We start from the raw sequence: 22,579 nt of genomic DNA, 5'->3' as shown, positions 1-22,579 counted from the left end.
CAAGTTGAGACTTGCGTCTGCGAAGAGAAGTGTGGGTGACGGGCGGGCGAAAAATATGGCGGCGCAGCAAACTTGTCGGTTCGGAAGGTTGCATTGCAGCAAACTCCGCCGGAGCGGCAGAGCTTGAAATCAGTCTTTTCCGGCGTGGGAAAGCAAGTGCGATCCGGTGGCCTTCAATACCTTGCGGACTATTCGCATATACTGATCTATACGCAATTTCTGGGTGCAGGCGGGGCCGAAATTTTTTCGGGGTTCCTCGGCTATCCTGCCGGGGAGAATCGCGATTGGGGCCGGCCGGGCCGGAATTGGGGCGGGCTCAAGGCAGGCTGGCGACGGCGGCGGTCCTCGGCCGGCGGACGAGTTCGAGGAGCTTCCTCAACAGCGGACCCTCGGTGAGAAGGACGAGGACCGCGTAGAGGAGGCCGCCGAGCGCGATGCCGATGCCGACCTGCAGGACCGGGTGGACGTGCTGGGCGAGGTAGTGGTCGAGCGCAAGGCGCACGGCGAACGCCATCAGGGCGGCCGTCAGCATGGGGCGGACCGAGCGGTAGAAGCCGGAGAGGAAGGGCGTGCCGTCCGCCCGGAACACCACCCAGGAATAGCCGACAAGCACGACGGCGTTGACGAGGCAGAGCGCGACCATGGCTTCGATGAGCGTGCCGTCATGCGCGCCCCAGGCGACGGCGGCGGTGGTGGCGGCGGCGCGGCCGACGGCCCACCAGAACAGCGCCCCGCCGTGGCCGGAGCCCTTGAGGTAGGGAATGAAGGTGCTGCAGGGCGTCAGGAGGCCCTTGGAAAGGGCGAGCAGGCCGAGCACCGGCCAGGCCGCGGCCCATTGCGGGCCGAACAGCAGCAGCATGGAGGGTTTTGCGAGCGCCCACAGGCCGAACATCATCGGCGCGAGCATGAGGGTCGTCACCTGCGTGCTCAGCATCAGCGCCTGCGAGCGGCGCTCCCGGTCGTGCATCATCGTGCTGAAGGCGGGAAAGAGCACGCCCATCACGCCGGAGAGCACCACCTGGTTCGGGATGCTGGAAAAGCGGTTGGCGGCGGAGTAGGCGCCGGCATCGGCAAGGCCGAGGAAGCGCGAGATCACCACCATGGGCGACTGGAAGGTGACGAAGTTGGCGACTTCCGAGCCCATCAGTCCGAGGCTGAAGCGCGCAAGGCGCACGACGCCCTCCAGGCGGAAGCGGAGGCGCGGCAGGTAGCGTGAGACGAAGAAGAGCCCGACAAGCCGGATCGCCCCGGCCACGAAAAGCTGCGCGACCAGCGCCCAGATCCCGAAGCCTACGAGCGCGAGGACCACGGCGGCGATCGCCGCGATCGATTCGGAGATCATGCTCCACAGCGCATCCCGGCTGAACTGCATGCGCCGGGCGACGAGCGCATAGGCGACGTCGCCGGCGAGCTGGAGCGGAATGAGCAGGCACATGAGGCGCAGAAGGTATGCGGCGTCCGATGCGCCGAACCAGCCGGCAAGCGGCTCGGCGAAGACGTAGAGCCCCGCCGCCATCGAAAAGGCGAGGGCGAGATTGGCCCAGAAGACCGAGTGGATCGTCTCGGCATCCTCCTTCGGCTCAAGGATGAGGGCGGAGGCCAGGCCCGCCCCGCCGATCATGGCGAGGAACTGCACGACGGCGAGCGCGACGGCCACCGCGCCGAACTCTTCCGGCGTCAGGAGCCGGGCGAGAATGGGCACGGTGACAAACTTAAGCCCGAATGTGCTTGTCTTGGATAGGACGCTCCAGCCGACGTTCCGGGTAACCGATCTTGCATTCACGGGCTGGGACATGGCGGATTCCTGTTTCGCAAAAGGAGCTTTGACGACGACGACAAGCCTGCGCCGGAAACGGCCGCGCCCCGGTGGGAGGAGACCAGACGAACCTCTTTCTAGAGAAACCACAGGGACGAAAAGATGGCGAAGCTGACAGTAATCATCCCCTTCTACCAGAAGGAGCCGGGTATCCTCAGGCGTGCGCTCACGTCGGTTTTTGCCCAGAGTTTCAAGGACTTCGACGTCATTGTCGTCGACGACGAATCCCCGTATCCGGCCGATGGCGACCTGATTGACTTTTGCGAGGCGCAGCAGGCGCGCGTGCGCGTCGTGCGCCAGGAAAATGCCGGCCCCGGCGGTGCCCGCAATGCCGGGCTCGACCATGTTTCGGCGCAGACCGAGCTTGTCGCCTTCCTCGATTCGGACGACACCTGGACGCCGGGCCACCTTGCCGCGGCGGAGGCGGCGATGACGCGTTTTAACGCCGATTGCTATTTCGCCTCGATCACCGGCGGCGATGAATTCTACTATCATTTCGGCGTCGCGGATCTTGCGGCGAGCGAGGCCGTCGTCCGGCTTTCTGACGATCCGCCGCTGATCGAGATTCCCGGCCTCACGCAGGTCATGCTGAAGAACTGGAGCTTCCTCCACCTCTCCGCGATGGTGATCGGCCGGCCGCTGTTCGAGCGCGTGCGCTTCGACGCGGCGCTGCGGCTTGCGGCGGAAGACGTGCTCTTCTTCTGCGACTGCGTGCTCGCCGCCCGGCGGGTGGTGCTGAGCGCGGCCGCCGGCGCCGTGCGCGGCGAGGGGCTCAACATCTTCCACGGCGTCGACAACGATTCGCCGCAGTTCCTGCACCAGCAGTTCAACACCTGGGTGGCGCTCGACCGGCTGGAGCAACGCTTTGCCGAGCGGCCGGCCGAGATCGCCTCGCTGCGCTCCTACAAGCAGACGGCGCGGCGTCAGGCGCTGTGGAGCCAGGCCCGGCGCGTCAAGCGTCGCAAGCTGCCGCAATTCGACATGCTCGCCCGCTGGGCGATCCGCGATCCGCGCCTCTTCACGAGCGCCTTCGCCCTTGCCGTGGGAAAACTTTCCCGCTGAGCCAACCTTTTTCCAAGGAGAGGATATGAAGCCCTATTACTGGGAATCGCAGCACGGCAATTTCGGTGACGACCTCAATCTCTGGCTCTGGGATTTCCTGCTGCCGGGGTTCCGCGAGGTGCATCCGGACGTGCTTCTCGTCGGCGTCGGCACGGTGCTGAACAGCGCCCTCCTGCCGAAGGAGGGCCGCAAGCTGGTGCTCGGCAGCGGCTTCGGCTACGGCAGCCCGCCGGATATGCGCGACAGGGACCTCTGGGACATCCGCTGCGTGCGGGGGCCGCTGACGGCCGAAAAGGTGGGCGTGCGCGAGGAGCTCGGCATTGTCGATCCGGCGGTGATGGTCGCCGACATGCCGGACTTTACGGACCGGCTGAAGCGCTACAAGCGCGCCTTCGTTCCCCATTGGGAATCGGCGGTGGCGGGGCTCTGGCCGGCCGTCTGCAAGGCGGCGGGCCTCGACTATATCGATCCGCGCGGCGAGGCGAAGGCGGTGATCCGCAAGATCGCGCAATCCGAGCTGATCGTCGCCGAATCCATGCACGGCGCCATCCTCGCCGACGCCTTCCGCGTGCCGTGGGTGGCGGTCTCGACCTCCGCCAACATCAACAGCTTCAAATGGCGGGACTGGGCCGCAACGCTCGGTGTCGAGCATAGGCCCCGGCGCATCCCCATCTCCACGAGGGCCGAGGCGATCGTCAAGGGCGCCCGCTTCTGGGGCGTCGACTACGAGGGGGCGGCGCCCGCGGTGGCGGAGGGGAATGCGGTCGCCGTTGCCGAGGCGCCGCCCCGGTCGGGCCTGCGCCATGCGGCCAAGCATGCCCTTGCGGTGCCATCGACGCTGGCGCTGTGGCAGGCGGCCCGGGCCGAGCCGCAACTCAGCAGCGATACGCGCCTTCGCGAGCGCAAGGCGCGCTTCCATGCGGTGCTGGAAGGCGTTCGCCGCGCCTATTTCTGATCGACGGGCAGGAGGTAGCGCAGCCCGCCCTTCGGGGCGGGTTGCGGCGGCTTCACGCGCCGCTGCGCCGCTGCCAGCTTGTCGCGCAGGATGCCGCCGGCAATGGCCGGCATGGCGGCGGGGTTTTCCAGCGCATAGGCGAGCACCCCGCCCATGCCGTCCGCACGCTTGCGGTCGAGGAAAGCGCGCAGGGCATGCCGCCGGCCGATCTGCCGATGGTGCCGGCGCATCGCGTCCGCCGCGCCGGAAGGCACATTCCCCGCCGAGAGGATCGCATGCTCCGCTCCAAGCAGCGCTTCGAGGTCCTTCGTGCGGTGCCGGCCGCTCAGCGAATCGGCGCGGATCACCGCGCCGTAGCCGCAGCTTTCGATGAGCGTGTAGCGCGCGCCCGCCATCAGCGCCCGGACATAGAGGTCGTAGTCCTCGCCGAGCCGCATGTCCTCGCGATAGGCAAGGCCGTGGGCGGTGAGGAAGGCGCGGCGCATGACGGGCTTGAGAAAGCCGAGCTCCCCGCGCGCCGCGCCGCGGCGGGAGATATTGCCGAGAACGAAGGCTTCGAGGTCGAGCGGGCGCGGATTGGGGGCGAAGTCCGCCGGCAGGCGGGCGGGCTCGGCGCGCTCCATGAAGGCGATGTTGTCGGCGATGAAGTCCCAGTCCCGGCAGGCCAGCATGGGCCGGAAGCGGCCGGGAAAGAAGAAATCGTCCGCATCGAGAATGGCGATCAGCGGCGCGCGGGAATGGCTGATCGCATGGTTGCGCGCGGCCGATGGCCCGCGATTGGCCGGGAAGCGGACGATGTCGAGCCGCCCGCTGCCGTCGTCGGCAGCGCCGGCCGCCGCCATGGTGCGGTCGCCCGAGCCGTCGTCCACGACCACGACTTCCGCCACCTCCGGCTCGGCCAGTGCCGAGCGCACGGCGCGGCCGATGGTTTCTTCCGCATTCTTCGCGGCAATGATGACGCAGACCGTCTCGTTTCGGGTCACGGCAACCCCCTTTCACGCGTTGAAGGCGCGGCGGGCCGCGCTGCAACGCAGCATGAAAGGGGAAAGGGGCACAAAAACGGCCCCTCGGGTCAGGATTGCGAGTGGCCGGGCTTGTTCATCGAGACGGGGACCTGCGTCTTGGTCTTGTCGAGGCCCGATGCGCCGCGCGCGCCGCCCTCGAAATCGGCCTTGCGGGCCCTGGCGGTCCGCCGGACGAGGAAGAGCACCGCAACGAAATAGCCGACCTGGATGAGAACGGCGCAGATGAGGGTCTGGATCGCGGTCGTGGCGAGCGAACCGCTGGAGAGGTAGGTAACGACCGCGAATGCCGCCAGCGCGAAAACCATGCTCAGGAAGAAACGCGGCCCGTAAGCCGGGCTTTCCCGCCATCTGGTTTCCTGCGTGCGTTTCATCGGTGGAACTGCCTTCTCCTCTGAGGCTCCCGAGGACTATAGGATGCCGCCGCCATCCGTGCAATCACTGGTATTAACCAGACGCAAGCGGGACGGGTTCCTGATTCTCGCCGGTTTGTGTTGTGCTTCGGTTAATCGGAATCGCCCGCTCCCGTTTTTGCCCTGATTCCGACACGGTTGGAGAGGGTTCGCAGGAAAGCCACCCCGATGACGCGAAACGCCATTCCGGGCTGCACTCGAGGGGTTGCGCGGGAAGGATGGCGCGATCAACTTTTGTTACAATTCGAGAATCGCCGGTCTGAAAATTTTGCACTGCAAAATGATATTGCGTTGCGAAATTGTCCTTCCATCGAACGTCTTTCGTACGGGAAACAGGCAGGAACGTTCTGCGGCCGATGTAAAATCACGTATAGTTTCGCTCTGGCACTATGTCAAAAGACGTGATGTCGCGGGCGGATTCCGTATTGATGCGGGCGTATTGCGGGAGGTTATTTGCAATTGGTCGAAACTATACTGAAGGAGAGAGAAGAGGAATCGAAATTTAGGACATTAAAATCTTCTCAAATTCGCCGTCTGGAATCTTTATCCCCGGCCCGCGCTTCAAAAAACAAACTGTGACCATACACTCCCCGTTGGATGTTCGAACGCGTCCCAAGGACCCGACCAAATCGCAAATCCAATGGAGCCATCTCTATGAAGTCCGCGACCCGATCGGCCAGTTCGCCGCTTTTCAGTTCGCCAGCAGCCGGTGCTCCGCCGGTAGGGGGGATATCGAAACGGAGCTTTGACATTCTGGTGGCACTCGCCGCCCTCGTCCTGCTCAGCCCGATCTTCGTGCTGGTCATGGCACTCGTGAAATATTCCGACGGCGGCAGCATCTTCTATGGCCACCGCCGCATCGGCTACAACGGATCGACCTTCCGTTGCCTCAAGTTCCGCACCATGGCGGAAAATGGCGATGCCCTCCTCCAGGAGTATCTGGAGCAGAACCCGGCCGCCTACGAGGAATGGCGCAACACGCGCAAGTTGCAGTACGATCCGCGCGTCACGGTCGTCGGCACCGTGCTGCGCAAGCTCAGCCTCGATGAGCTGCCGCAGCTCATTAACATCATCCGCGGCGAGATGAGCCTCGTCGGCCCGCGCCCGGTGGTGGAGGACGAGCTGGAGCTCTACGAGGCCGCCGCCGTCTACTACCTGCAGACCCGTCCCGGCCTCACCGGGCTCTGGCAGGTCAGCGGGCGCAACGACGTGTCCTACGAGACGCGCGTCGCCTTCGATACGCACTATGTCCGCAACTGGTCGCTGGCCTCCGATCTCGTCATCGTCGCCCGCACCATTCCGGCCGTCTGCCTGTCGCGCGGCAGCTACTGATCCGAAAGAAGGACAGGTTCATGAAGACGTTCCCGAACGCGGCTTCCGCCGCGACCGCCTTTCCCGTGAGAATGCTCGGCGGGCTGTGCCTTGCGCTCGCGCTTGCCGCCCCGGCTGCCGCCTTCGCGGAGGAGTATCGGCTGGGCGTGATGGACAAGCTGCGCATCCGCGTTGCCGAATGGCAGACGGCGGAGGGCGCCATCCGTGACTGGAGCGCCGTCAGCGGCGACTACAGCATCGGCGCGGACGGCGCGCTTTCCCTGCCGTTCATCGGCACGCTGCCGGCGGACGGGCGCACGACCGCCGAGCTTGCCGAGGAGATCGGCAGGAAGATGCAGGTCCTGTTCGGCCTCAAGGACCTGCCCTCCGCCTCGGTGGAGATCGCCGAGTACAGGCCCGTCTATCTTGCCGGTGAGGTGCAGACGCCGGGCGCCTATCCCTATGCGCCGGGCCTCACCGTCCTCAAGGCCGTCAGCCTCGGCGGCGGGCTCAAGCGGGCCGATCCCGGCCAGCGCTTCACCCGCGATTTCCTGCGCTCGGAGGGCGAGGCCGCCGTGCAGCTTGCCGAGCGCAACCGCCTCCTGATCCGCCGCGCCCGCATCGCCGCCGAGATGGGTGCGGCGAAGGATATCGTCATGCCGAAGGAGCTCGGCGATTCGGACGAGGCGCGCGCCATCCTCGAAAGCGAGAAGGCGCTGATGGCCTCGCGCGAAAAGCGCCTGCGCCTGCAATTGACGGCGCTGGCCGACCTCAAGTCGCTGCTCACCAACGAGATCGACGCGCTCGGCAAGAAATCCGAGACCCAGACGCGCCAGCTCGAACTGGTGCAGGGCGACCTGACGAAGGTGGATTCGCTTGCCGAGAAGGGCCTTGCCATCAGCTCCCGGCGCCTTGCGCTGGAACAGCGCGCGGCGGACCTGCAGGCCGCGCTCCTCGATATCGACACGGCCTCGCTGAAGGCCAAGCAGGATATCAACAAGGCCTCGCAGGACGAGACCAATCTCCAGAACGACTGGGATGCACAGCTCGCCCAGGAAATGCAGAATACCGAGCAGGAGCTGGATACGCTCACCCTCAAGCTCGGCACGAGCCGGGACCTCATGTCCGAGGCCATGCTGCAGTCGGCAGATGCCGTGACGCTGAAGGGCGGCGCTTCCGCCGCCAATATCGGCTATTCGATCCTGCGCACGGTGAAGGGAAAGGCCGAGCAGATCCGCGCCACCGAGACGACGCCCATCCTGCCGGGCGATGTCGTCAAGGTGGATATCAGCCTCGCGACGCAGTGAGGCGGCCATGCGGATCGCGAAGGCGCGCCTGATCGGACCCGTCGGCAACGAGGCCTATGCCGCGTTCGCCCTGGCGCTCTCCTTCTTCGTCTTCGCCTATTCCTTCCGCTTCGGCCAGGTCTCGATCCTTGCCTACTACGCGCTGTGGCTGCCGCTCGTCGCCCTCGATTACCGGCGGGTGCTCGGCAACTACGCGCGCTATGCGTGGATCTTCGCCTTCGCGCTCTTTGCCTGCCTTTCCGTCTTCTGGTCGCAGGCCCCGGGCACGACGGCGCGTGCCGGCGTGCAATATCTCTCCCACGTCATCTGCGCGCTGATCGCCATGCGCGTTGCCGATACGCGCATGCTCGTGCGCGGCGGGCTGATCGGCACGGGGCTGGTGCTTGCCTATTCGCTCGCCTTCGGCGTCTATCATCTCGATCCGCTCGACGGCACCTACAGCTTCGTCGGCGCCTTCGCCTCGAAGAACCAGCTCGGCTTCTATGCCTCGCTCGCCGTGCTCTTCGCCTTTGCTGCGCTCTTCCTCGGTGTCGAGCGCGGGGTCTGGAAGCTTCTCGCCGTCGGCTGCATCCTCGTCGCGCTCTATTGCCTCAAGGCCTCGCAGTCGGCGACCTCGGTGCTGACCACCGTCGTGATCGCCGGCCTCTGCCTTTCGCTGCGGGCGCTCGAGCGCCTCGCGCCGCGCCATCGCAAGATGCTGTTCCTGTCGCTTAGCGTGCTGAGCGTTCTGGCGATCCTTGCGGCGGCCTATGGCGGCGGCTACCAGATGCTCCTTGCCGCCTTCGGCAAGGACGCGACGCTGACCGGGCGCACCTATCTCTGGCAGCAGGGCATCGAGGCGGCGGGCAGGGCGCCCTTCGTCGGCATCGGCTACCAGGCGTTCTGGGTGCAGGGTTTCGCCGATGCGGAGCGGCTCTGGGCGGATTTCTTCATCGGCACGCGCAGCGGCTTCCATTTCCACAATACCTTCATCGCCACCACCGTCGAGACCGGGCTTGTCGGCTGCCTGCTCCTGACCATGGTGCTCCTGGTCACCCTCGGCGGCCATCTCGGCCGGCTGCTCTCGGCGACGCGGGACGGGGAGGCGCTGGTGCTCTTCACCGTCGCCGCGCTGCTGACGGTGCGTACTTTCGTGGAGATCGACATCCTCAATCCCTATCACGTCGGCTCGTTCCTGCTCTATTTCGCCGCCGGCAAGCTGGCCGACGGGCGCAGGAGCCCGGTCCGCCAGCCTCTTTCCTATCGGGCGGCGCTCGCATGACGGCGCGCAGCCTGCCGGCGGAGAGCCGGGAAACGCTCTACGGCATCCAGTACCTGCGTGCGTTCGCCGCCCTTGCCGTCGTCGTCTTCCATGCCGCCGAGCGCACCGGCCATGCCTTCGCCATCGGCGCGGCCGGCGTCGACGTCTTCTTCGTCATCAGCGGCTTCATCATGTGGGTGATCGTCGAGCGGCGTCCCGTCTCGCCCGGCCGCTTCCTTGCCGAGCGCATCCGCCGTATCGTGCCGGTCTACTGGCTCGCGACGGGCGTGATGGTGGCGGGCGGGCTTGCCGGCCTCTTTCCCAATCTCGTGCTGACGGCCGGCCACGTCGCCGCCTCGCTCTTCTTCGTGCCGGCGCGCTCGCCGAGCAGCGGCGAGCTCTGGCCCGTGCTCGTGCAGGGCTGGACGCTGAACTACGAGATGTTCTTCTACCTGGTCTTCGCGGCCTGCCTGATGCTGCGGTCGCGCATCCGCTTCGCCGTCATGGCCGCGGTCTTCTGCCTGCTGGTCGCCATCGGCCTTGTGGTGAAAAGCGACGCTCCGCTCATCGTCACCTATACGCGGCCGATCATCCTGGAATTCGTTGCCGGCATGGGGATCGCCCGGCTCTGGCTTGCCGGCTACGTTCCGGGTCGCCCGCTGGCGCTCGGGCTGGTCGCCGTCGGCCTTCTGGGCTTCGCGGCCATCGGCATCCTCAGGCTGCCTTTCGATGAATGGACCTGCGGGCCGCTCGCCTGTGCGCTGGTCTATGGCACCGCGGCGCTGGAAAGGCGGGGCGGCGTTCCGCACCTTTCGGTTCCGGCCCTCCTCGGCAGCGCGTCCTACTCCATCTATCTCTGGCACACCTTCGCGGTCTCCCTTGCCGCAAGGGTGGGCCCGATGCTCGGCTTGCCGGAGGGCGTGACATTCGCCCTGTCGGCCGGCGCCGGTATCGCCGTGGGGATCGCGGGCTACTCCCTGCTCGAACGTCCCCTCTTGCGGCGTGGCCGGGGCGGCGCGGCGGCCGCCCCGGCTGTTTCGATCCCGGTCAGCCGAGAACCGACTTCACGGCGTCGGCCGTGGCCTTCACCACGATATCGGCCTCCTCTTTCGTGAGGCAGAGCGGCGGGGCGAAGCCGAGGATATCGCCCTGCGGCATGGCGCGGCCGATGACGCCGCGCTCGAGAAGGGCGGCGGCGACCTGCGGGCCGACCTTGCGGGCCGGATCGAAGAAGGCGCGGTCGTCCCTGTCCTCGACGAATTCGATGGCTGCCATCAGGCCGTCGCCGCGGACTTCACCGACATGCCTGTGGTCGCCGACGGCCTTTGCCAGCCCGTCCCGGAAATAGGCCCCGGTGGAGCCGGCGTTCTCGACGAGGCCGAGTTCGTCGATGAGTTCGAGATTGGCGACGCCCGCCGCCGCGCAGATCGGATGGGCCGAATAGGTCCAGCCGTGGCCGATGGCGCCGAGCTCGTCCGAGCCCTTCACCAGCACGTCCCAGACCTTGTCGGAGACGATGGTGCCGGAGAGGGGCGCATAGGCCGAGGTGAGGCCCTTGGCGATGGTGATGAGCGCCGGCTTCATGCCGTAGTGGTCGGAGCCGAACATGGTGCCGAGGCGGCCGAAGCCGGTCACGACCTCGTCGGCGACGAGCAGGATGTCGTACTTGTCGAGCACGGCCTGGATCTTCTGCCAGTAGCCCTTCGGCGGCGGCACGATGCCGCCGGTGCCGAGGATGGGTTCGCCGATGAAGGCGGCGACCGTCTCCGGGCCTTCGGCGAGGATCATCTCCTCCAGCTTGTCGGCGCAGTATTGCGAGAACTGCTCCTCGTCCATCGCGCGGTCGGGCCGGCGGAAGAAGTAGGGCGCTTCCGTGTGCAGGATCGGCGCGCGCGGCAGGTCGAAGGCGTTGTGGAAGAGGTGAAGGCCCGTCAGCGAGCCGGTCATGACGCCCGAGCCGTGATAGCCGCGCCAGCGGGAGATGATCTTCTTCTTCTCGGGCCGGCCGAGGATGTTGTTGTAGTACCAGATGAGCTTGATGTTCGTCTCGTTGGCATCCGAGCCCGAAAGGCCGAAATAGACGCGGCTCATGCCTTCCGGCGCGCGGTCGATGATCATCTTGGAAAGGGTGATCGAGGCTTCCGTGCCGTGGCCGACATAGGCGTGGTAGTAGGCGAGGTTCTTGGCCTGTTCGGCGATCGCGTCGGCGATCTTCTGGCGGCCGTAGCCGACATTCACGCAATAGAGGCCGGCAAAGGCGTCGAGGCTCGTCTTGCCGTTCGTGTCGGTGATGTAGACGCCCTCGCCGCCGCCGATGACGCGGGTCGGCGTCTCGCCGCGGGCGTGCATGCCCATATGGGTGGAGGGATGGAAGAAGTGGTCGCGGTCCCAGGCGGTGAGTTCGTTGCGTCTGTCGGCCATGGTCTTTCCTTTCGAGGTCGGTTTATTTCAAGCCGTACACCCTTTACCTCCGTCATCCTCGGGCTTGACCCGAGGATCCATGCGGCACCCGGGTTGTGCATCCTCGGGTCAAGCCCGAGGATGACGTGGGAGGGTCAGGCAGCGGTGTCGATGCAGAGGTATTTGAGTTCGGTGAAGGCCTCCATGCCGTGGCGCGAGCCCTCGCGGCCGAGGCCGGATTGTTTCCAGCCGCCGAAGGGAATGGGGCCGCCGGTGATCTTCACCCGGTTGATCGCCACCATGCCGTATTCCAGCGCGCGGGAAAGGCGCATCTGGCGCGCGCCGTTCTCGGTGACGACATAGGCGACGAGGCCGTATTCGGTGTCGTTGGCCCGGGCGACCACCTCCGCCTCGCCGTCGAAGGCGGTGACGGCTGCGACGGGGCCGAAGGTTTCCTCGCGCATGATCAGCGCGTCGTCCGGCACATCCACCAGCAGCGTCGGCTCGTAGAACAGCGGGCCGGCCTTGTGGCGTTTGCCGCCGGCCAGCAGCTTCGCGCCGCGTTTCACCGCGTCGGCCACCTGCTCCTCCACCTTGGCGATGGCGCGCTCGTGCATCAGCGGGCCGATCTCGCTGCCCGGCTCCAGTCCGGGACCCACCTTCAGCGCCGCGATGCGCGCCTCGAAGGCCCTGGTGAAGGCGGCAAGCGCCGGGCGCTCGACATAGATGCGGTTGGCGGCAAGGCAATCCTGGCCGGAGGTGGCGAACTTGGCGTTGACCGCGATGTCGGCGGCCCTGTCGATGTCGGCATCGGCAAAGACGATCAGCGGCGCGTGGCCGCCGAGCTCCATGACGAGGCGCTTCATGGTCGGGGCGCTTTCGGCGGCGATCCGCCGGCCGATCTCCGTCGAGCCGGTGAAGCTCATCGCCCGCACGCGCGGATCGGCATTCATGCGGCCGACGATGGTGGCCGCGTCCCCCGTCACGACGTTGAAGACGCCGGCCGGAAGGCCGGCGCGCTCGCCGAGCTCGGCAAGGGCGAGCGCGGAAAGCGGCGTCTCGCTCGAAGGATGGGCGACGACGGTGCAGCCGGCGGCGAGCGCGGCGGCCGCCTTGCGGGTGATCATGGCGGAGGGGAAATTCCACGGCGTGACGATGCCGACGACGCCGAGCGCCTCGCGCCGCACGATCATCTCCGCGTCGGGCAGGTGGCTGGTGACGCTCTCGGCATTGAGGCGCTTTCCTTCCTCGGCATACCACTCGATGAACGAGGCGGCATAGTCGATCTCGCCGCGGGATTCCGCCAGCGGCTTGCCCTGTTCCAGCGTCATCAGCAGCGCGAGGTCCTCGCGTGCCTCCAGCATGAGGGCGTGCCATTTGCGCAGGATCGCGGCGCGCTCCTGCGGCAGCCTGTCCCGCCAGGCGGGAAAGGCCTCTGCGGCCGCATCGACGGCTTGCGCCGTCTGGTCGCCGTCAAGGGCGGCGACATGGGCGAGCGTGGCGGCGGAGGCGGGGTCCGTCACCGGGAAGCTGCTGCCGCCGCGCCCCGCCACCCAGCGGCCGCCGACATAGGCGAGCTCGCGCAGCAGGTGGGGATCGCCGAGCCGGGCAAGGGCTTCGTGGAAGACGGTTCTGGCAAATACGGCGGTCATGGCGGCCTCCTCTGGCTGTCGGACGGAGTCTGCCAGAGGGGCGGGCGTCAGATTGTCTATTGGCGGGGCCGGCCGCAGAGACTTTGGCCAAAGGTGCGGGGCGCCGTAGACAATCTCTCTATTCGGAAGAGGGCAGCAGCGTCGGAAGCGGCAGCACGGTCTCCTCCTTCACCGTCTTGGTGACGATGTAGGTGAAGTAGCGGTCGATGCCGAGGTCGCGGTCGAGCAGGCCGTCGACGAGGCGCTGGTAGGCGTCGATATCGGCCGCCATGATCTTCAGGATGTAATCGACGCCGCCGCCGACGGACCAGCAGGCGACAATCTCCGGCGTTGCCGCCACGGCGCGCTCGAAACGGTCGAAATCGGCCTGGCGGTGATTGGCGAGCGTCACCTCCATCAGGACGCTTGCGACCGGGGCGAGGCGCCGCACCGCGACCCGCGCATGATAGCCGGTGACGATGCCCGCCTTTTCCAGCTTGCGCAGGCGCAGCCAGCAGGGGGTGGGCGAAAGGCCCGCCCGTTCCGCCAGCGCCAGCTTGGTGATGCGTCCGTTCTCCTGGATCGCTTCCAGGATGCGCAGGTCGATGGCGTCGAGTTTCATGCGGGTCGCCCTCCGGGCGGGGATCATGTCAAAGCAGGGAAAAAGACAATGGAAAGCCATTTTGGCGTTGTCAATTGAACTGAATTTGCGCAGTGTTGAAATCATGACAAGTTGGCGACCAGATATATCCCAATTGCGCCGGCCGGCCTACCTCTCCCTTGCCGAGCAGATCGCCCGCGCCATCCAGGAAGGCTTGCTGGCGAACGGCGCCCGCCTTCCGACCCATCGCAAGCTCGCCGACGACCTGAAGCTCTCGGTCCAGACCGTCAGCCGCGCCTATGACGAGCTGATCCGCCGCGGGCTGATTTCCGGCGAGATCGGCCGCGGTTCCTTCGTGCAGACGCGGCCGAAGGAGCCGGAGCCGCCCTACCTGCCCGAACGCCTCGGCGAGCTGGTGGACCTGTCGATCCTGAAACCCGTCTGCGAGCAGATCCACCTGGAGCGGATGCGCGAGGCCTTCGGCTGGCTTGCGGAGAACCTGCCGTCGAGCTCGGCGCTCTCCTTCCGGCCGAACATGGTCTTCCCGCGTCACCGCAAGGTCGCGGCCGAATGGCTGGTGCGCTGCGGGCTCGATATCTCGCCGCTCAACATCAACCTCACCAACGGCGCGACGTCCGGCATCACCACCGCGCTGATGAGCGTCGCCCCGCCCGGTTCGACCATCGCGGCGGAGGCGATCAGCCACCACACGCTGGTGCCGCTGTCCAGCTATCTCGGGCTACATCTGGAGGGCCTGCCGATCGACCGTGACGGCATGATCCCCGAGGCGCTGGACGAGGCCTGCCGCAAGGGCGTCATCCGCGCCGTCTTCCTCCAGCCCTCGGTGATCAACCCGACCGCGACGCTGATGAGCGCGGCGCGCCGGCAGGCGCTCGCCGAGGTCGCGCGGCGCCACGATATCGCGATCGTCGAGAACGACATCCTCGGGCCGCTCGTCGAGGGCGGCACGCCGCCGCTCGCCGCCTTCGCGCCGGAACGCACGCTTTACGTCACCGGCTTCACCAAGATCACGGTGCCGGGCTTGCGCATCGGCTATCTCGCCGCGCCCGACCGCTATGTCGCGGCCGTCGCCAACCGCCACCTCGTCTCCAACTGGATGGCGACGCCCTCCATCGCGGAGATCGCCACGCGCTGGGTCGGTGACGGCACGGCGCTGGAACTGGTCAACTGGCAGCGCCGGGCGCTCGCGGTGCGCCATGCCATTGCGGAGGAAGCCTTCGCGGGCCTGCCCTACAACGCCCATCCGCAGAGCCTGCATGTCTGGCTGCCGCTGCCGGAAGGGCACAGCGAGGAGGGGTTCGTCTCGCAGGCGCGCCTTCGCGGCGTCGCCATCGCGCCGGGCTCGTCCTTCCGCACCTGCGGCGAGAGCTGGCACCCGGCCGTGCGCATCTCGCTCGGCTCGACCAGCGAGCAGGACCTGCGCACGGGGCTCGGCATCCTCGCTTCGCTCGCCAGCGGAAGCCCGGAGGCGCTGCTGCTCGCGATCTGACGGAATTGCCCATCAAATGAGCGTCCGAAGAATAATTGTCATGATATTATTATTCGGATTGACATGATTTTGATCGCCGCGCATCGTTAGGCCATCACTTGTCTCAGCAGGGAGAGACATGCATGGCCGCACCCATCATCCGCATCGACAACATCGTGAAGCGCTACGGTCCGCTGACCGTGCTCGACGGTCTGTCGATGGAGGTGCTGCCCGGCGAGAAGCTCGCCCTCATCGGCCCGTCCGGCTCCGGCAAGACGACGATCCTGCGCATCCTCATGACGCTGGAGACGATCAGCGACGGCCATATCGAGGTCGACGGCGACCAGCTCTACCATATGCCGAAGAACGGCAGCCTCGTGGCCGCCGACGACCGGCACCTGCACCGGATGCGCGAGAAGATCGGCATGGTCTTCCAGCACTTCAACCTCTTCCCGCACAAATGCGTGCTCGACAACGTGACGCTCGCGCCGATGCTGACGAAGGGCGTGGCGCGGGCGGCGGCGGAGAAGCGGGCGATGGAGCTTCTCGACATGGTGGGCCTTGCCGACAAGGCGAAGAGCATGCCGGCCCAGCTGTCCGGCGGACAGAAGCAGCGCGTCGCCATCGCCCGTGCCCTCGCGCTCTCGCCGAAGATCATGCTCTTCGACGAGGTCACCTCGGCGCTCGACCCGGAACTGGTCGAGGAGGTGCTGAACGTCATGCGCAAGCTTGCCGCCGAGACCGACATGACCATGCTGCTCGTCACCCACGAGATGGGTTTTGCCCACGACTTCGCCGACCGGATCCTCTTCTTCGACCGCGGCAAGATCGTCGAGGAGGGCAAGCCGGACGAGATTTTCCGCAATCCCAGGCAGGAACGCACGCAGGCCTTCCTGCGCAAGATCATCGCGGCAGGGCACCGCGTCTGAGCGACATCCGTCGCCGGAAACAAGGCCCCAAGCAACAACCAAGGACAGCCAGAGGAGTTCGCAACCATGACGATCAGGAAGTTTTTGACCATGGCCGCCGGTGTCGCCGCGCTGGCGGCAAGCGTTTCGGTCATGCCGGCCGCTGCCGACGACAGCAAGCTGGAGGAGCTGAAGGCGCAGGGCTTTGCCCGCGTCGCCATCGCCAACGAGCCGCCGTTCACCGCCGTCGCCGCCGACGGCAAGGTCTCGGGCGCGGCGCCCGACGTGGCGCGCGAGGTCTTCAAGCGGCTCGGCGTCGCCGACATCGTCGCCTCGATCTCGGAATACGGCGCGATGATCCCGGGCCTTCAGGCCGGCCGCCACGACGTCATCACCGCCGGCCTCTTCATGAAGCCGGAGCGCTGCGCGGCCGTCGCCTATTCCGAGCCGATCCTGTGCGATGCCGAAGCCTTCGCGCTGAAGAAGGGCAATCCGCTCGGCCTCAAGAGCTACAAGGACATCGCCGACAATCCGGATGCCAAGATCGGCGCGCCCGGCGGCGGCACGGAAGAGAAGCTGGCGCTCGAGGCGGGCGTTCCGCGCGACCGCGTCATCGTCGTGCCGGACGGCCAGAGCGGCCTGAAGATGCTGCAGGACGGCCGCATCGATGTCTATTCGCTGCCGGTCCTCTCCATCAACGACCTCGTCTCCAAGGCGAACGATCCGGGCATCGAGGTCGTGGCCCCGGTCGAGGGTGCGCCGGTCTATTGCGACGGCGCGGCCTTCAAGAAGGGCGACGAGGCGCTGCGCGACGCCTTCGACGTGGAGCTCGCCAAGCTGAAGGAAAGCGGCGAGTTCGCCAAGATCATCGAGCCCTACGGCTTCTCCGCCAAGGCCGCGATGTCGACGACGCGCGAGAAGCTCTGCGCGGCGAAATAGGTAACCTGGACACTCGCATATGACGCTAAGGCACCCCCCTCTGCCCTGCCGGGCATCTCCCCCTCAAGGGGGGAGATTGGATGGAGCAGCGCTTCGCCCATCTCCGCTGGTGCGACGGGAGCGAGGCTCATGCTTCTTGCTGATCTCCCCCCCTGAGGGGGAGATGCCCGGCAGGGCAGAGGGGGGTGTACCGCAGATCGCCGCATCTACCGGATTGGGTACGTCATGACCGACTGGTCCGGCTACATAGGTCTGATCCTGCAAGGCGCGCTGGTGACGGTGGAGCTGACCGTCATGGGTTCGGCGCTCGCCGTCGTCATGGCGTTCCTCGCCGGGCTCGGGCGGGTCAGCCGCTTCATGGCGGTGAGGGCGCTTGCCACCACCTATATCGAGTTCTTCCGCGGCACCTCGATCTTCGTGCAGCTCTTCTGGGTCTATTTCGTGCTGCCCTTTGCCGGGGTCACGCTCTCGCCGCTGCAGGCGGGCGTTCTGGCACTGGGCCTCAATGTCGGGGCCTATGGGGCCGAGGTGGTGCGCGGCGCGGTGAAGGCCATCGGCCGCGAGCAGCGCGAGGCCTGCATCGCGCTCAACCTGACGCGCGGACAGGCGATGCGCTACGTCATCCTGCCGCAGGCGCTTCCCCTCATGCTGCCGACCTTCTGCAACAATGCGATCGAGCTTTTGAAGGGCACGGCCGTCGTCTCGCTGATCTCGCTCACCGACATGACCTTCCAGGCCCAGGTGGTGCGCGCGCAGACCGGCAGCACGCTGATCCCCTTCGCGACGATCCTCGTTCTCTACTTCCTGATGGCGCTCGCCATCTCCTACGCCATGCGCTGGCTGGAGCGGCGCATGACCCGCGGGCTCGACGGCGTGAGGACCTGACGATGGAATGGGACTGGAATTTCGTCTGGCAGATCATGCCGACCCTCCTCGAGGGCCTGAAGATCACCATCCTCGCCACCGCGCTCGGATCGGTCGTCGCCGCCGTCATCGGCCTTGTCTTCGCCATCCTGCGCATGACGGCGCCCAAGCCGGTCGCGAGGGCGACGAGCTTCATCGTCGAGTTCATCCGCGGCACGCCGCTGCTCGTGCAACTCTACTTCATCTTCTACGTGCTGCCGGATATCGGCATCCGCCTGCCGGCGCTGACGGCCGGGGTCATCGGCCTCGGCCTTCACTACGGCACCTATGCGGCGGAGGTCTATCGCGCCGGCATCGAGAACGTACCGCGCGGCCAGTGGGAGGCGGCCAAGGCAACGAACCTCACCGGCCGGCAGACCTGGATCCACGTCATCCTGCCGCAGGCGATCCCGCCGATGATCCCGGCGCTCGCCAACTATCTCATCGCCATGTTCAAGGAAACGCCGCTGCTTTCGGCCATCACAGTGCTGGAGCTGATGAACCAGGCGAAGAGCGTCGCCAACAGCAGCTATCGCTATATCGAGCCGATGACGCTGGTGGGTGTGTTCTTCCTCATCATGAGCCTCATCTCCGTCGTTTTCCTGCGCTGGCTGGAAGAACGCTATTCCCGCCTGGAGGAACGCTGATGGACCTGACACTGGCCTCCCGCGCGCCGAAGCTCGACGACCGCCCGCTCGAAAAGCGCGTCGGCCTCATCATCCTTGCGACCGACCACACGAGCGAAGTGGATTTCCAGCGCATGGTGGCGGGCGAGCGGATCGGCGTCTATGCGACGCGCATCCCCTACGCCAATCCGGTGACGCCGGAGAACCTGCGCGCCATGCAGCCCTCGCTGACGGCGGGCGCCGCGCTCATCCTGCCGGACGAGCCGCTCGACGTGGTGATGTATTCCTGCACCTCCGCCTCGGTGGTCATCGGGGATGCGGAGATCGAGACGGCGGTGAAGGCCGCAAAGCCCACGGCGGCCGTCGTTACGCCGACCGCCGCCGCCGTGTCCGGCCTCAGGGCCTTCGGCGCGGAGCGCATCTCCGTCCTCACGCCCTATACGCTGGCAACCAGCCGGTCGATGGCCGACTATTTCGAGGGGCTCGGCTTCGACATCGCCCGCTTCACCTGCCTCGGCCTCACCGACGACCGTGAAATGGCGCGCATCTCGCCGGACGAGATCGTCGCCTTCGCGAAGGAGGCGACGACGCCCGACAGCGATGCGCTCTTCATCTCCTGCACCGCGGTGCGGGCGGCGGGCGTCGCGGCGCGGATCGAGGCGGCCATCGGCAAGCCGGTCGTCACCAGCAACCTCGCCACCGCCTGGGCGTGCCTGCGCCTTTGCGGCGACGACACGCCGCGGCCGGAGCGCGGGCGGCTGATGACGCTCGCCTATCCGGGTATGTAAGCCATGGCGAACCTTCCCGTGACGCTGGCGGAGATCGAACAGGCGGCGCGCCGTATAAAAGGCCGCGTCCTCGAAACGCCTTTCGTGCTGTCCGCCGCGCTCACCGAGCGCTGCGGCGTACCGGTCGGCCTCAAGCTGGAGCATCACCAGACGACGGGCAGCTTCAAGCTGCGCGGCGCGACGAATGCGGTGCTTTCGCTCTCGCCGGAGGCGCGGGCACGCGGCGTCGTCGCGGCCTCGACGGGCAATCATGGCCGCGCGCTCGCCCATGCCGCCAAGGCGGAAGGGGCGATCGCGACGATCTGCATGTCGCGGCTCGTGCCGGAGAACAAGGTGTCGGAAATCCGCCGGCTCGGCGCGAATGTCCGCATCATCGGAAAGTCGCAGGACGAGGCGCAGGTCGAGGTGGACCGGCTGGTCGCGGAAGACGGCCTCGTCATGGTGCCGCCCTTCGATCACCCCGCCGTCGTCGCGGGGCAGGGCACGCTCGGGCTGGAGATCGTCGCGGCCATGCCGGACGTGGCGACCGTGCTCGTGCCGCTCTCCGGCGGGGGGCTCGCGGCGGGCGTCGCCGCGGCCGTCAAGGGGCGTTCGCCGAGGACGCGCGTGATCGGCCTCACCATGGAGCGCGGGGCGGCAATGAAGGCGAGCCTTGATGCCGGTCATCCGGTCGAGGTCGAGGAGGTTGAAAGCCTTGCCGATTCGCTCGGCGGCGGCATCGGCCTTGCCAATGAGGTGACCTTCCAGATGTGCCGTGCGCTGCTCGACGACGTGATCCTGCTTTCCGAAGCCGAGATCGCCGCCGGCATGCGCCATGCCTATCGCGAGGAGCGCGAGGTGGTCGAAGGCGCGGGGGCGGTCGGCATCGCGGCGCTGCTTTCGGGCCGGCTCGGCCGGCTGGACGGGCCGGTCGCCGTCATCCTTTCCGGCCGTAACGTGGACATGGGCCAGCACCTTCGGGTCGCCAACGGCGGGGATGCGGCATGACGAAGATGAAGATCCTCACCGAAACGGACCTCCGGCGCATCGTGCCGCTCGACCTCGAAGCCATCGCCTGCGTGGAGGAGGCCTTCCATGCGCTCGCCACGAAGGCCGTCGCCATGCCGCCGATCCTCCGGCTCGACATTCCCGAGCATCGCGGCGAGGTGGACGTCAAGACGGCCTATGTGCCGGGCCTCGACGGCTTCGCCATCAAGATCAGCCCCGGCTTCTTCGACAATCCGAAGCTCGGCCTGCCGAGCACCAACGGCCTGATGGTGCTGTTCTCGACGAAGACCGGCCTCGTTCAGGCCGTGCTGCTCGACAACGGCTATCTCACCGACGTGCGCACGGCGGCCGCCGGCGCGGTGGCGGCGCGGCATCTGTCCCGGCCGGATGCCTCGGTCGCGGCCATCTTCGGCGCAGGCATGCAGGCGAAATTGCAGCTTGAAGCGCTCAGCCTCGTCCGGCCGATCCGCGAGGCGCGCATCTGGGCGCGCGACGTCGTGAAGGCCGAGGCGACGGCGGCGGAATTGACGGTGAAGCTCGGCTTTCCCGTCCGCGCCGAGGCGGACGGCTGGGCGGCGGTCGACGGGGCCGACGTCGTCGTCACCACCACGCCCTCCGAGACGCCGGTGCTCCGGGCCGAATGGCTCCAGCCCGGCCAGCACGTCACGGCCATGGGCTCGGATGCCGAGCATAAGAACGAGATCGAGCCCGCGGTCATCACGGGCGCCGGCCTCTATGTCGCCGACAGTTTGAAGCAGACGCGCCGGCTCGGCGAACTCCACCATGCCATCGAAGCCGGCCTGGTGACCGAGGGCGCGGTCTTCGCCGAGCTCGGCGAGATCGTCGCCGGGCGCAAGGCGGGCCGCAGCGGCCCCGACGAGATCACCGTGGCGGACCTGACCGGCACGGGCATCCAGGACACGGCCATCGCCACGCTCGCGGCCGCCCGCGCGGCGGCGGCGCAGGCCGGAACGACATTCGAAAGCTGAGGAAACAGCCATGAAACAAGCGAACCTGAAGTTCTCCAGAGCGGAGTACGACGCGCGCCTTGAAAAGACGCGGAAAGCCATGGAGGCCAAGGGCATCGACGTGCTGATCGCCAGCGACCCGTCGAACATGAACTGGCTGACGGGCTATGACGGCTGGTCCTTCTATGTGCACCAGTGCGTCGTCGTACCGCCGACGGGCGAGCCGATCTGGTACGGCCGCGGGCAGGATGCCAACGGCGCGAAGTTCACGGCCTATCTCAGCCACGAGAATATCATCGGCTATCCGGACAATTACGTGCAGTCCACCGAGCGCCACCCGATGGACTATCTGTCCGCCAAGCTCGCCGAGCGCGGCCTCGACAAGCTGGTGATCGGCGTCGAGATGGACAATTACTGGTTCTCCGCCGCCGCCTTCGCCTCGCTGCAAAAGCACCTGCCGAACGCCCGCTTCGTCGATGCCACCGCGCTCGTCAACTGGCAGCGGGCAGTGAAAAGCGAGACGGAAATCAAATATATGCGCAACGCCGCGCGCATCGTCGAGAAGATGCACCAGCGCATCTTCGACAGGATCGAGGTCGGCATGCGCAAATGCGACCTCGTCGCCGAGATCTACGATGCCGGCATCCGCGGCACGGACGGCATCGGCGGCGATTACCCCGCCATCGTGCCGCTGCTGCCCTCGGGCGTCGAGGCCTCCGCGCCGCACCTCACCTGGGACGACCGGCCGATGAAGTCGGGCGAGGGGACCTTCTTCGAGATCGCGGGCTGCTATAACCGTTACCACCTGCCGCTCTCGCGCACCGTCTTCCTCGGCAAGCCGACGCAGGCCTTCCTCGATGCGGAAAAGGCGACGCTGGAAGGCATGGAGGCGGGCCTTGCAGTGGCAAAGCCCGGCAATACCTGCGAGGACATCGCCAACGCCTTCTTCGCCGTCCTCAAGAAATACGGCATCGTCAAGGACAACCGCACGGGCTATCCGATCGGTCTTTCCTATCCGCCGGACTGGGGCGAGCGCACCATGAGCCTGCGCCCCGGCGACAAGACCGAGCTGAAGCCCGGCATGACCTTCCACTTCATGACGGGCCTCTGGCTCGAGGACATGGGCTTCGAGACGACGGAAAGCATCCTCATCACCGAAACCGGCGTCGAATGCCTTGCCGACGTGCCGCGCAAGCTGCTGGTGAAGGACTGA

General features: G+C 66.8%; 21 protein-coding genes. 15 read left to right on the top strand and 6 right to left on the bottom strand.

Features of this window, described 5'->3' with window-relative positions:
• Positions 1-316: 316 nt before the first annotated feature.
• Positions 317-1,795, bottom strand: coding sequence for a lipopolysaccharide biosynthesis protein (locus HNQ66_RS07830; protein ID WP_184142656.1), 1,479 nt, complete (start codon positions 1,793-1,795; stop codon positions 317-319).
• Positions 1,796-1,918: 123 nt separating this feature from the next.
• Here HNQ66_RS07830 and HNQ66_RS07825 point away from each other — a divergent pair, with 123 nt between their 5' ends.
• Both HNQ66_RS07825 and HNQ66_RS07820 read left to right on the top strand, forming a co-directional pair.
• On the top strand, positions 1,919-2,878 hold the full coding sequence (locus HNQ66_RS07825; RefSeq protein WP_184142654.1) for a glycosyltransferase family 2 protein: 960 nt from the start codon (positions 1,919-1,921) through the stop codon (positions 2,876-2,878).
• 25 nt (positions 2,879-2,903) lie between these two features.
• Complete coding sequence (locus tag HNQ66_RS07820; protein ID WP_184142650.1) at positions 2,904-3,833, top strand: polysaccharide pyruvyl transferase family protein; 930 nt, start codon at positions 2,904-2,906, stop codon at positions 3,831-3,833.
• On the opposite strand, the gene HNQ66_RS07815 is transcribed toward HNQ66_RS07820, so the two are convergent.
• Both HNQ66_RS07815 and HNQ66_RS07810 read right to left on the bottom strand, forming a co-directional pair.
• Positions 3,824-4,816, bottom strand: a complete 993-nt coding sequence (locus HNQ66_RS07815; RefSeq protein WP_184142648.1) for a glycosyltransferase — start codon at positions 4,814-4,816, stop codon at positions 3,824-3,826. The two genes, HNQ66_RS07820 and HNQ66_RS07815, sit on opposite strands and share 10 nt — an antisense overlap.
• An 89-nt stretch (positions 4,817-4,905) precedes the next feature.
• Positions 4,906-5,229, bottom strand: a complete 324-nt coding sequence (locus tag HNQ66_RS07810) for an exopolysaccharide production repressor protein (protein ID WP_184142645.1) — start codon at positions 5,227-5,229, stop codon at positions 4,906-4,908.
• 693 nt (positions 5,230-5,922) lie between these two features.
• Between HNQ66_RS07810 and HNQ66_RS07805 the strand changes: the two genes are divergently transcribed.
• The 4 genes from HNQ66_RS07805 (at position 5,923) to HNQ66_RS07790 (ending at position 10,241) form a co-directional block, all read left to right on the top strand.
• A complete protein-coding gene (locus HNQ66_RS07805; protein WP_184142642.1) occupies positions 5,923-6,600 on the top strand; it encodes a sugar transferase in 678 nt (225 codons plus the stop codon).
• 71 nt (positions 6,601-6,671) lie between these two features.
• Positions 6,672-7,886 carry a polysaccharide biosynthesis/export family protein gene (locus HNQ66_RS07800; RefSeq protein ID WP_246434247.1) on the top strand — a complete coding sequence of 405 codons (1,215 nt, stop codon included), beginning with the start codon at positions 6,672-6,674 and terminating at the stop codon, positions 7,884-7,886.
• Positions 7,887-7,893: 7 nt separating this feature from the next.
• On the top strand, positions 7,894-9,147 hold the full coding sequence (locus HNQ66_RS07795; RefSeq protein ID WP_184142636.1) for an O-antigen ligase family protein: 1,254 nt from the start codon (positions 7,894-7,896) through the stop codon (positions 9,145-9,147).
• On the top strand, positions 9,144-10,241 hold the full coding sequence (locus tag HNQ66_RS07790; RefSeq protein ID WP_184142633.1) for an acyltransferase family protein: 1,098 nt from the start codon (positions 9,144-9,146) through the stop codon (positions 10,239-10,241). The genes HNQ66_RS07795 and HNQ66_RS07790 overlap by 4 nt, the downstream gene beginning before the upstream one ends.
• On the opposite strand, the gene HNQ66_RS07785 is transcribed toward HNQ66_RS07790, so the two are convergent.
• The 3 genes from HNQ66_RS07785 to HNQ66_RS07775 all read right to left on the bottom strand — a co-directional run bounded on the left by HNQ66_RS07785 (position 10,174) and on the right by HNQ66_RS07775 (position 13,779).
• On the bottom strand, positions 10,174-11,547 hold the full coding sequence (locus HNQ66_RS07785) for an aspartate aminotransferase family protein (protein WP_184142630.1): 1,374 nt from the start codon (positions 11,545-11,547) through the stop codon (positions 10,174-10,176). The two genes, HNQ66_RS07790 and HNQ66_RS07785, sit on opposite strands and share 68 nt — an antisense overlap.
• 134 nt (positions 11,548-11,681) lie before the next feature.
• Positions 11,682-13,178, bottom strand: coding sequence for an NAD-dependent succinate-semialdehyde dehydrogenase (locus HNQ66_RS07780; protein ID WP_184142627.1), 1,497 nt, complete (start codon positions 13,176-13,178; stop codon positions 11,682-11,684).
• 118 nt (positions 13,179-13,296) lie between these two features.
• Positions 13,297-13,779, bottom strand: coding sequence for an Lrp/AsnC family transcriptional regulator (locus tag HNQ66_RS07775; protein WP_184142624.1), 483 nt, complete (start codon positions 13,777-13,779; stop codon positions 13,297-13,299).
• Between the two features lie 103 nt (positions 13,780-13,882).
• Between HNQ66_RS07775 and ehuR the strand changes: the two genes are divergently transcribed.
• The 9 genes from ehuR to doeA all read left to right on the top strand — a co-directional run bounded on the left by ehuR (position 13,883) and on the right by doeA (position 22,579).
• Entirely contained in the window at positions 13,883-15,268 is a 1,386-nt protein-coding gene (ehuR, locus tag HNQ66_RS07770; RefSeq protein WP_184142621.1) for a MocR-like ectoine utilization transcription factor EhuR, read from the top strand.
• A 122-nt stretch (positions 15,269-15,390) separates the two neighbouring features.
• Positions 15,391-16,176: an ectoine/hydroxyectoine ABC transporter ATP-binding protein EhuA gene (gene ehuA, locus HNQ66_RS07765; RefSeq protein WP_184142618.1), complete on the top strand. Its 786-nt coding sequence runs from the start codon at positions 15,391-15,393 to the stop codon at positions 16,174-16,176.
• A gap of 66 nt (positions 16,177-16,242) precedes the next feature.
• The gene (gene ehuB, locus HNQ66_RS07760; protein ID WP_184142615.1) at positions 16,243-17,094 is read left to right on the top strand and encodes an ectoine/hydroxyectoine ABC transporter substrate-binding protein EhuB; all 852 of its coding nucleotides are present in this window, start codon (positions 16,243-16,245) and stop codon (positions 17,092-17,094) included.
• 225 nt (positions 17,095-17,319) lie between these two features.
• Complete coding sequence (gene ehuC / locus HNQ66_RS07755; RefSeq protein ID WP_184142612.1) at positions 17,320-17,979, top strand: ectoine/hydroxyectoine ABC transporter permease subunit EhuC; 660 nt, start codon at positions 17,320-17,322, stop codon at positions 17,977-17,979.
• 2 nt (positions 17,980-17,981) lie between these two features.
• Positions 17,982-18,644 carry an ectoine/hydroxyectoine ABC transporter permease subunit EhuD gene (ehuD, locus tag HNQ66_RS07750; RefSeq protein ID WP_184142609.1) on the top strand — a complete coding sequence of 221 codons (663 nt, stop codon included), beginning with the start codon at positions 17,982-17,984 and terminating at the stop codon, positions 18,642-18,644.
• The gene (eutA, locus tag HNQ66_RS07745) at positions 18,644-19,411 is read left to right on the top strand and encodes an ectoine utilization protein EutA (protein WP_184142606.1); all 768 of its coding nucleotides are present in this window, start codon (positions 18,644-18,646) and stop codon (positions 19,409-19,411) included. Before ehuD ends, eutA begins: the two co-directional genes overlap by 1 nt.
• Before the next feature lie 3 nt (positions 19,412-19,414).
• Positions 19,415-20,398, top strand: a complete 984-nt coding sequence (gene eutB, locus HNQ66_RS07740) for a hydroxyectoine utilization dehydratase EutB (protein ID WP_184142603.1) — start codon at positions 19,415-19,417, stop codon at positions 20,396-20,398.
• Positions 20,395-21,387, top strand: coding sequence for an ectoine utilization protein EutC (eutC, locus tag HNQ66_RS07735; RefSeq protein WP_184142600.1), 993 nt, complete (start codon positions 20,395-20,397; stop codon positions 21,385-21,387). Before eutB ends, eutC begins: the two co-directional genes overlap by 4 nt.
• Before the next feature lie 10 nt (positions 21,388-21,397).
• Positions 21,398-22,579, top strand: coding sequence for an ectoine hydrolase DoeA (gene doeA / locus HNQ66_RS07730; protein ID WP_184142597.1), 1,182 nt, complete (start codon positions 21,398-21,400; stop codon positions 22,577-22,579).

It is taken from the genome of Shinella fusca, from assembly GCF_014203155.1.
In the GTDB taxonomy this organism is placed as follows: domain Bacteria; phylum Pseudomonadota; class Alphaproteobacteria; order Rhizobiales; family Rhizobiaceae; genus Shinella; species Shinella fusca.
The sequence above is the reverse complement of the archived record's forward strand: the minus strand, read 5'-3'. Positions and strand labels throughout refer to the sequence as shown.

What these genes read in the sequence shown, in the direction of transcription:
- ehuB (WP_184142615.1), top strand. Translation starts at nt 16,243, where the DNA reads ATGACGATCAGGAAGTTTTTGACCATGGCCGCCGGTGTCGCCGCGCTG.
- eutA (WP_184142606.1), top strand. Translation starts at nt 18,644, where the DNA reads ATGGACCTGACACTGGCCTCCCGCGCGCCGAAGCTCGACGACCGCCCG.
- HNQ66_RS07825 (WP_184142654.1), top strand. Translation starts at nt 1,919, where the DNA reads ATGGCGAAGCTGACAGTAATCATCCCCTTCTACCAGAAGGAGCCGGGT.
- ehuA (WP_184142618.1), top strand. Translation starts at nt 15,391, where the DNA reads ATGGCCGCACCCATCATCCGCATCGACAACATCGTGAAGCGCTACGGT.
- HNQ66_RS07805 (WP_184142642.1), top strand. Translation starts at nt 5,923, where the DNA reads ATGAAGTCCGCGACCCGATCGGCCAGTTCGCCGCTTTTCAGTTCGCCA.
- HNQ66_RS07800 (WP_246434247.1), top strand. Translation starts at nt 6,672, where the DNA reads ATGCTCGGCGGGCTGTGCCTTGCGCTCGCGCTTGCCGCCCCGGCTGCC.
- ehuD (WP_184142609.1), top strand. Translation starts at nt 17,982, where the DNA reads ATGGAATGGGACTGGAATTTCGTCTGGCAGATCATGCCGACCCTCCTC.
- HNQ66_RS07775 (WP_184142624.1), bottom strand. Translation starts at nt 13,779, where the DNA reads ATGAAACTCGACGCCATCGACCTGCGCATCCTGGAAGCGATCCAGGAG.
- HNQ66_RS07795 (WP_184142636.1), top strand. Translation starts at nt 7,894, where the DNA reads ATGCGGATCGCGAAGGCGCGCCTGATCGGACCCGTCGGCAACGAGGCC.
- doeA (WP_184142597.1), top strand. Translation starts at nt 21,398, where the DNA reads ATGAAACAAGCGAACCTGAAGTTCTCCAGAGCGGAGTACGACGCGCGC.
- HNQ66_RS07780 (WP_184142627.1), bottom strand. Translation starts at nt 13,178, where the DNA reads ATGACCGCCGTATTTGCCAGAACCGTCTTCCACGAAGCCCTTGCCCGG.
- ehuR (WP_184142621.1), top strand. Translation starts at nt 13,883, where the DNA reads ATGACAAGTTGGCGACCAGATATATCCCAATTGCGCCGGCCGGCCTAC.
- HNQ66_RS07810 (WP_184142645.1), bottom strand. Translation starts at nt 5,229, where the DNA reads ATGAAACGCACGCAGGAAACCAGATGGCGGGAAAGCCCGGCTTACGGG.
- ehuC (WP_184142612.1), top strand. Translation starts at nt 17,320, where the DNA reads ATGACCGACTGGTCCGGCTACATAGGTCTGATCCTGCAAGGCGCGCTG.
- eutB (WP_184142603.1), top strand. Translation starts at nt 19,415, where the DNA reads ATGGCGAACCTTCCCGTGACGCTGGCGGAGATCGAACAGGCGGCGCGC.
- HNQ66_RS07830 (WP_184142656.1), bottom strand. Translation starts at nt 1,795, where the DNA reads ATGTCCCAGCCCGTGAATGCAAGATCGGTTACCCGGAACGTCGGCTGG.
- HNQ66_RS07790 (WP_184142633.1), top strand. Translation starts at nt 9,144, where the DNA reads ATGACGGCGCGCAGCCTGCCGGCGGAGAGCCGGGAAACGCTCTACGGC.
- HNQ66_RS07785 (WP_184142630.1), bottom strand. Translation starts at nt 11,547, where the DNA reads ATGGCCGACAGACGCAACGAACTCACCGCCTGGGACCGCGACCACTTC.
- HNQ66_RS07820 (WP_184142650.1), top strand. Translation starts at nt 2,904, where the DNA reads ATGAAGCCCTATTACTGGGAATCGCAGCACGGCAATTTCGGTGACGAC.
- eutC (WP_184142600.1), top strand. Translation starts at nt 20,395, where the DNA reads ATGACGAAGATGAAGATCCTCACCGAAACGGACCTCCGGCGCATCGTG.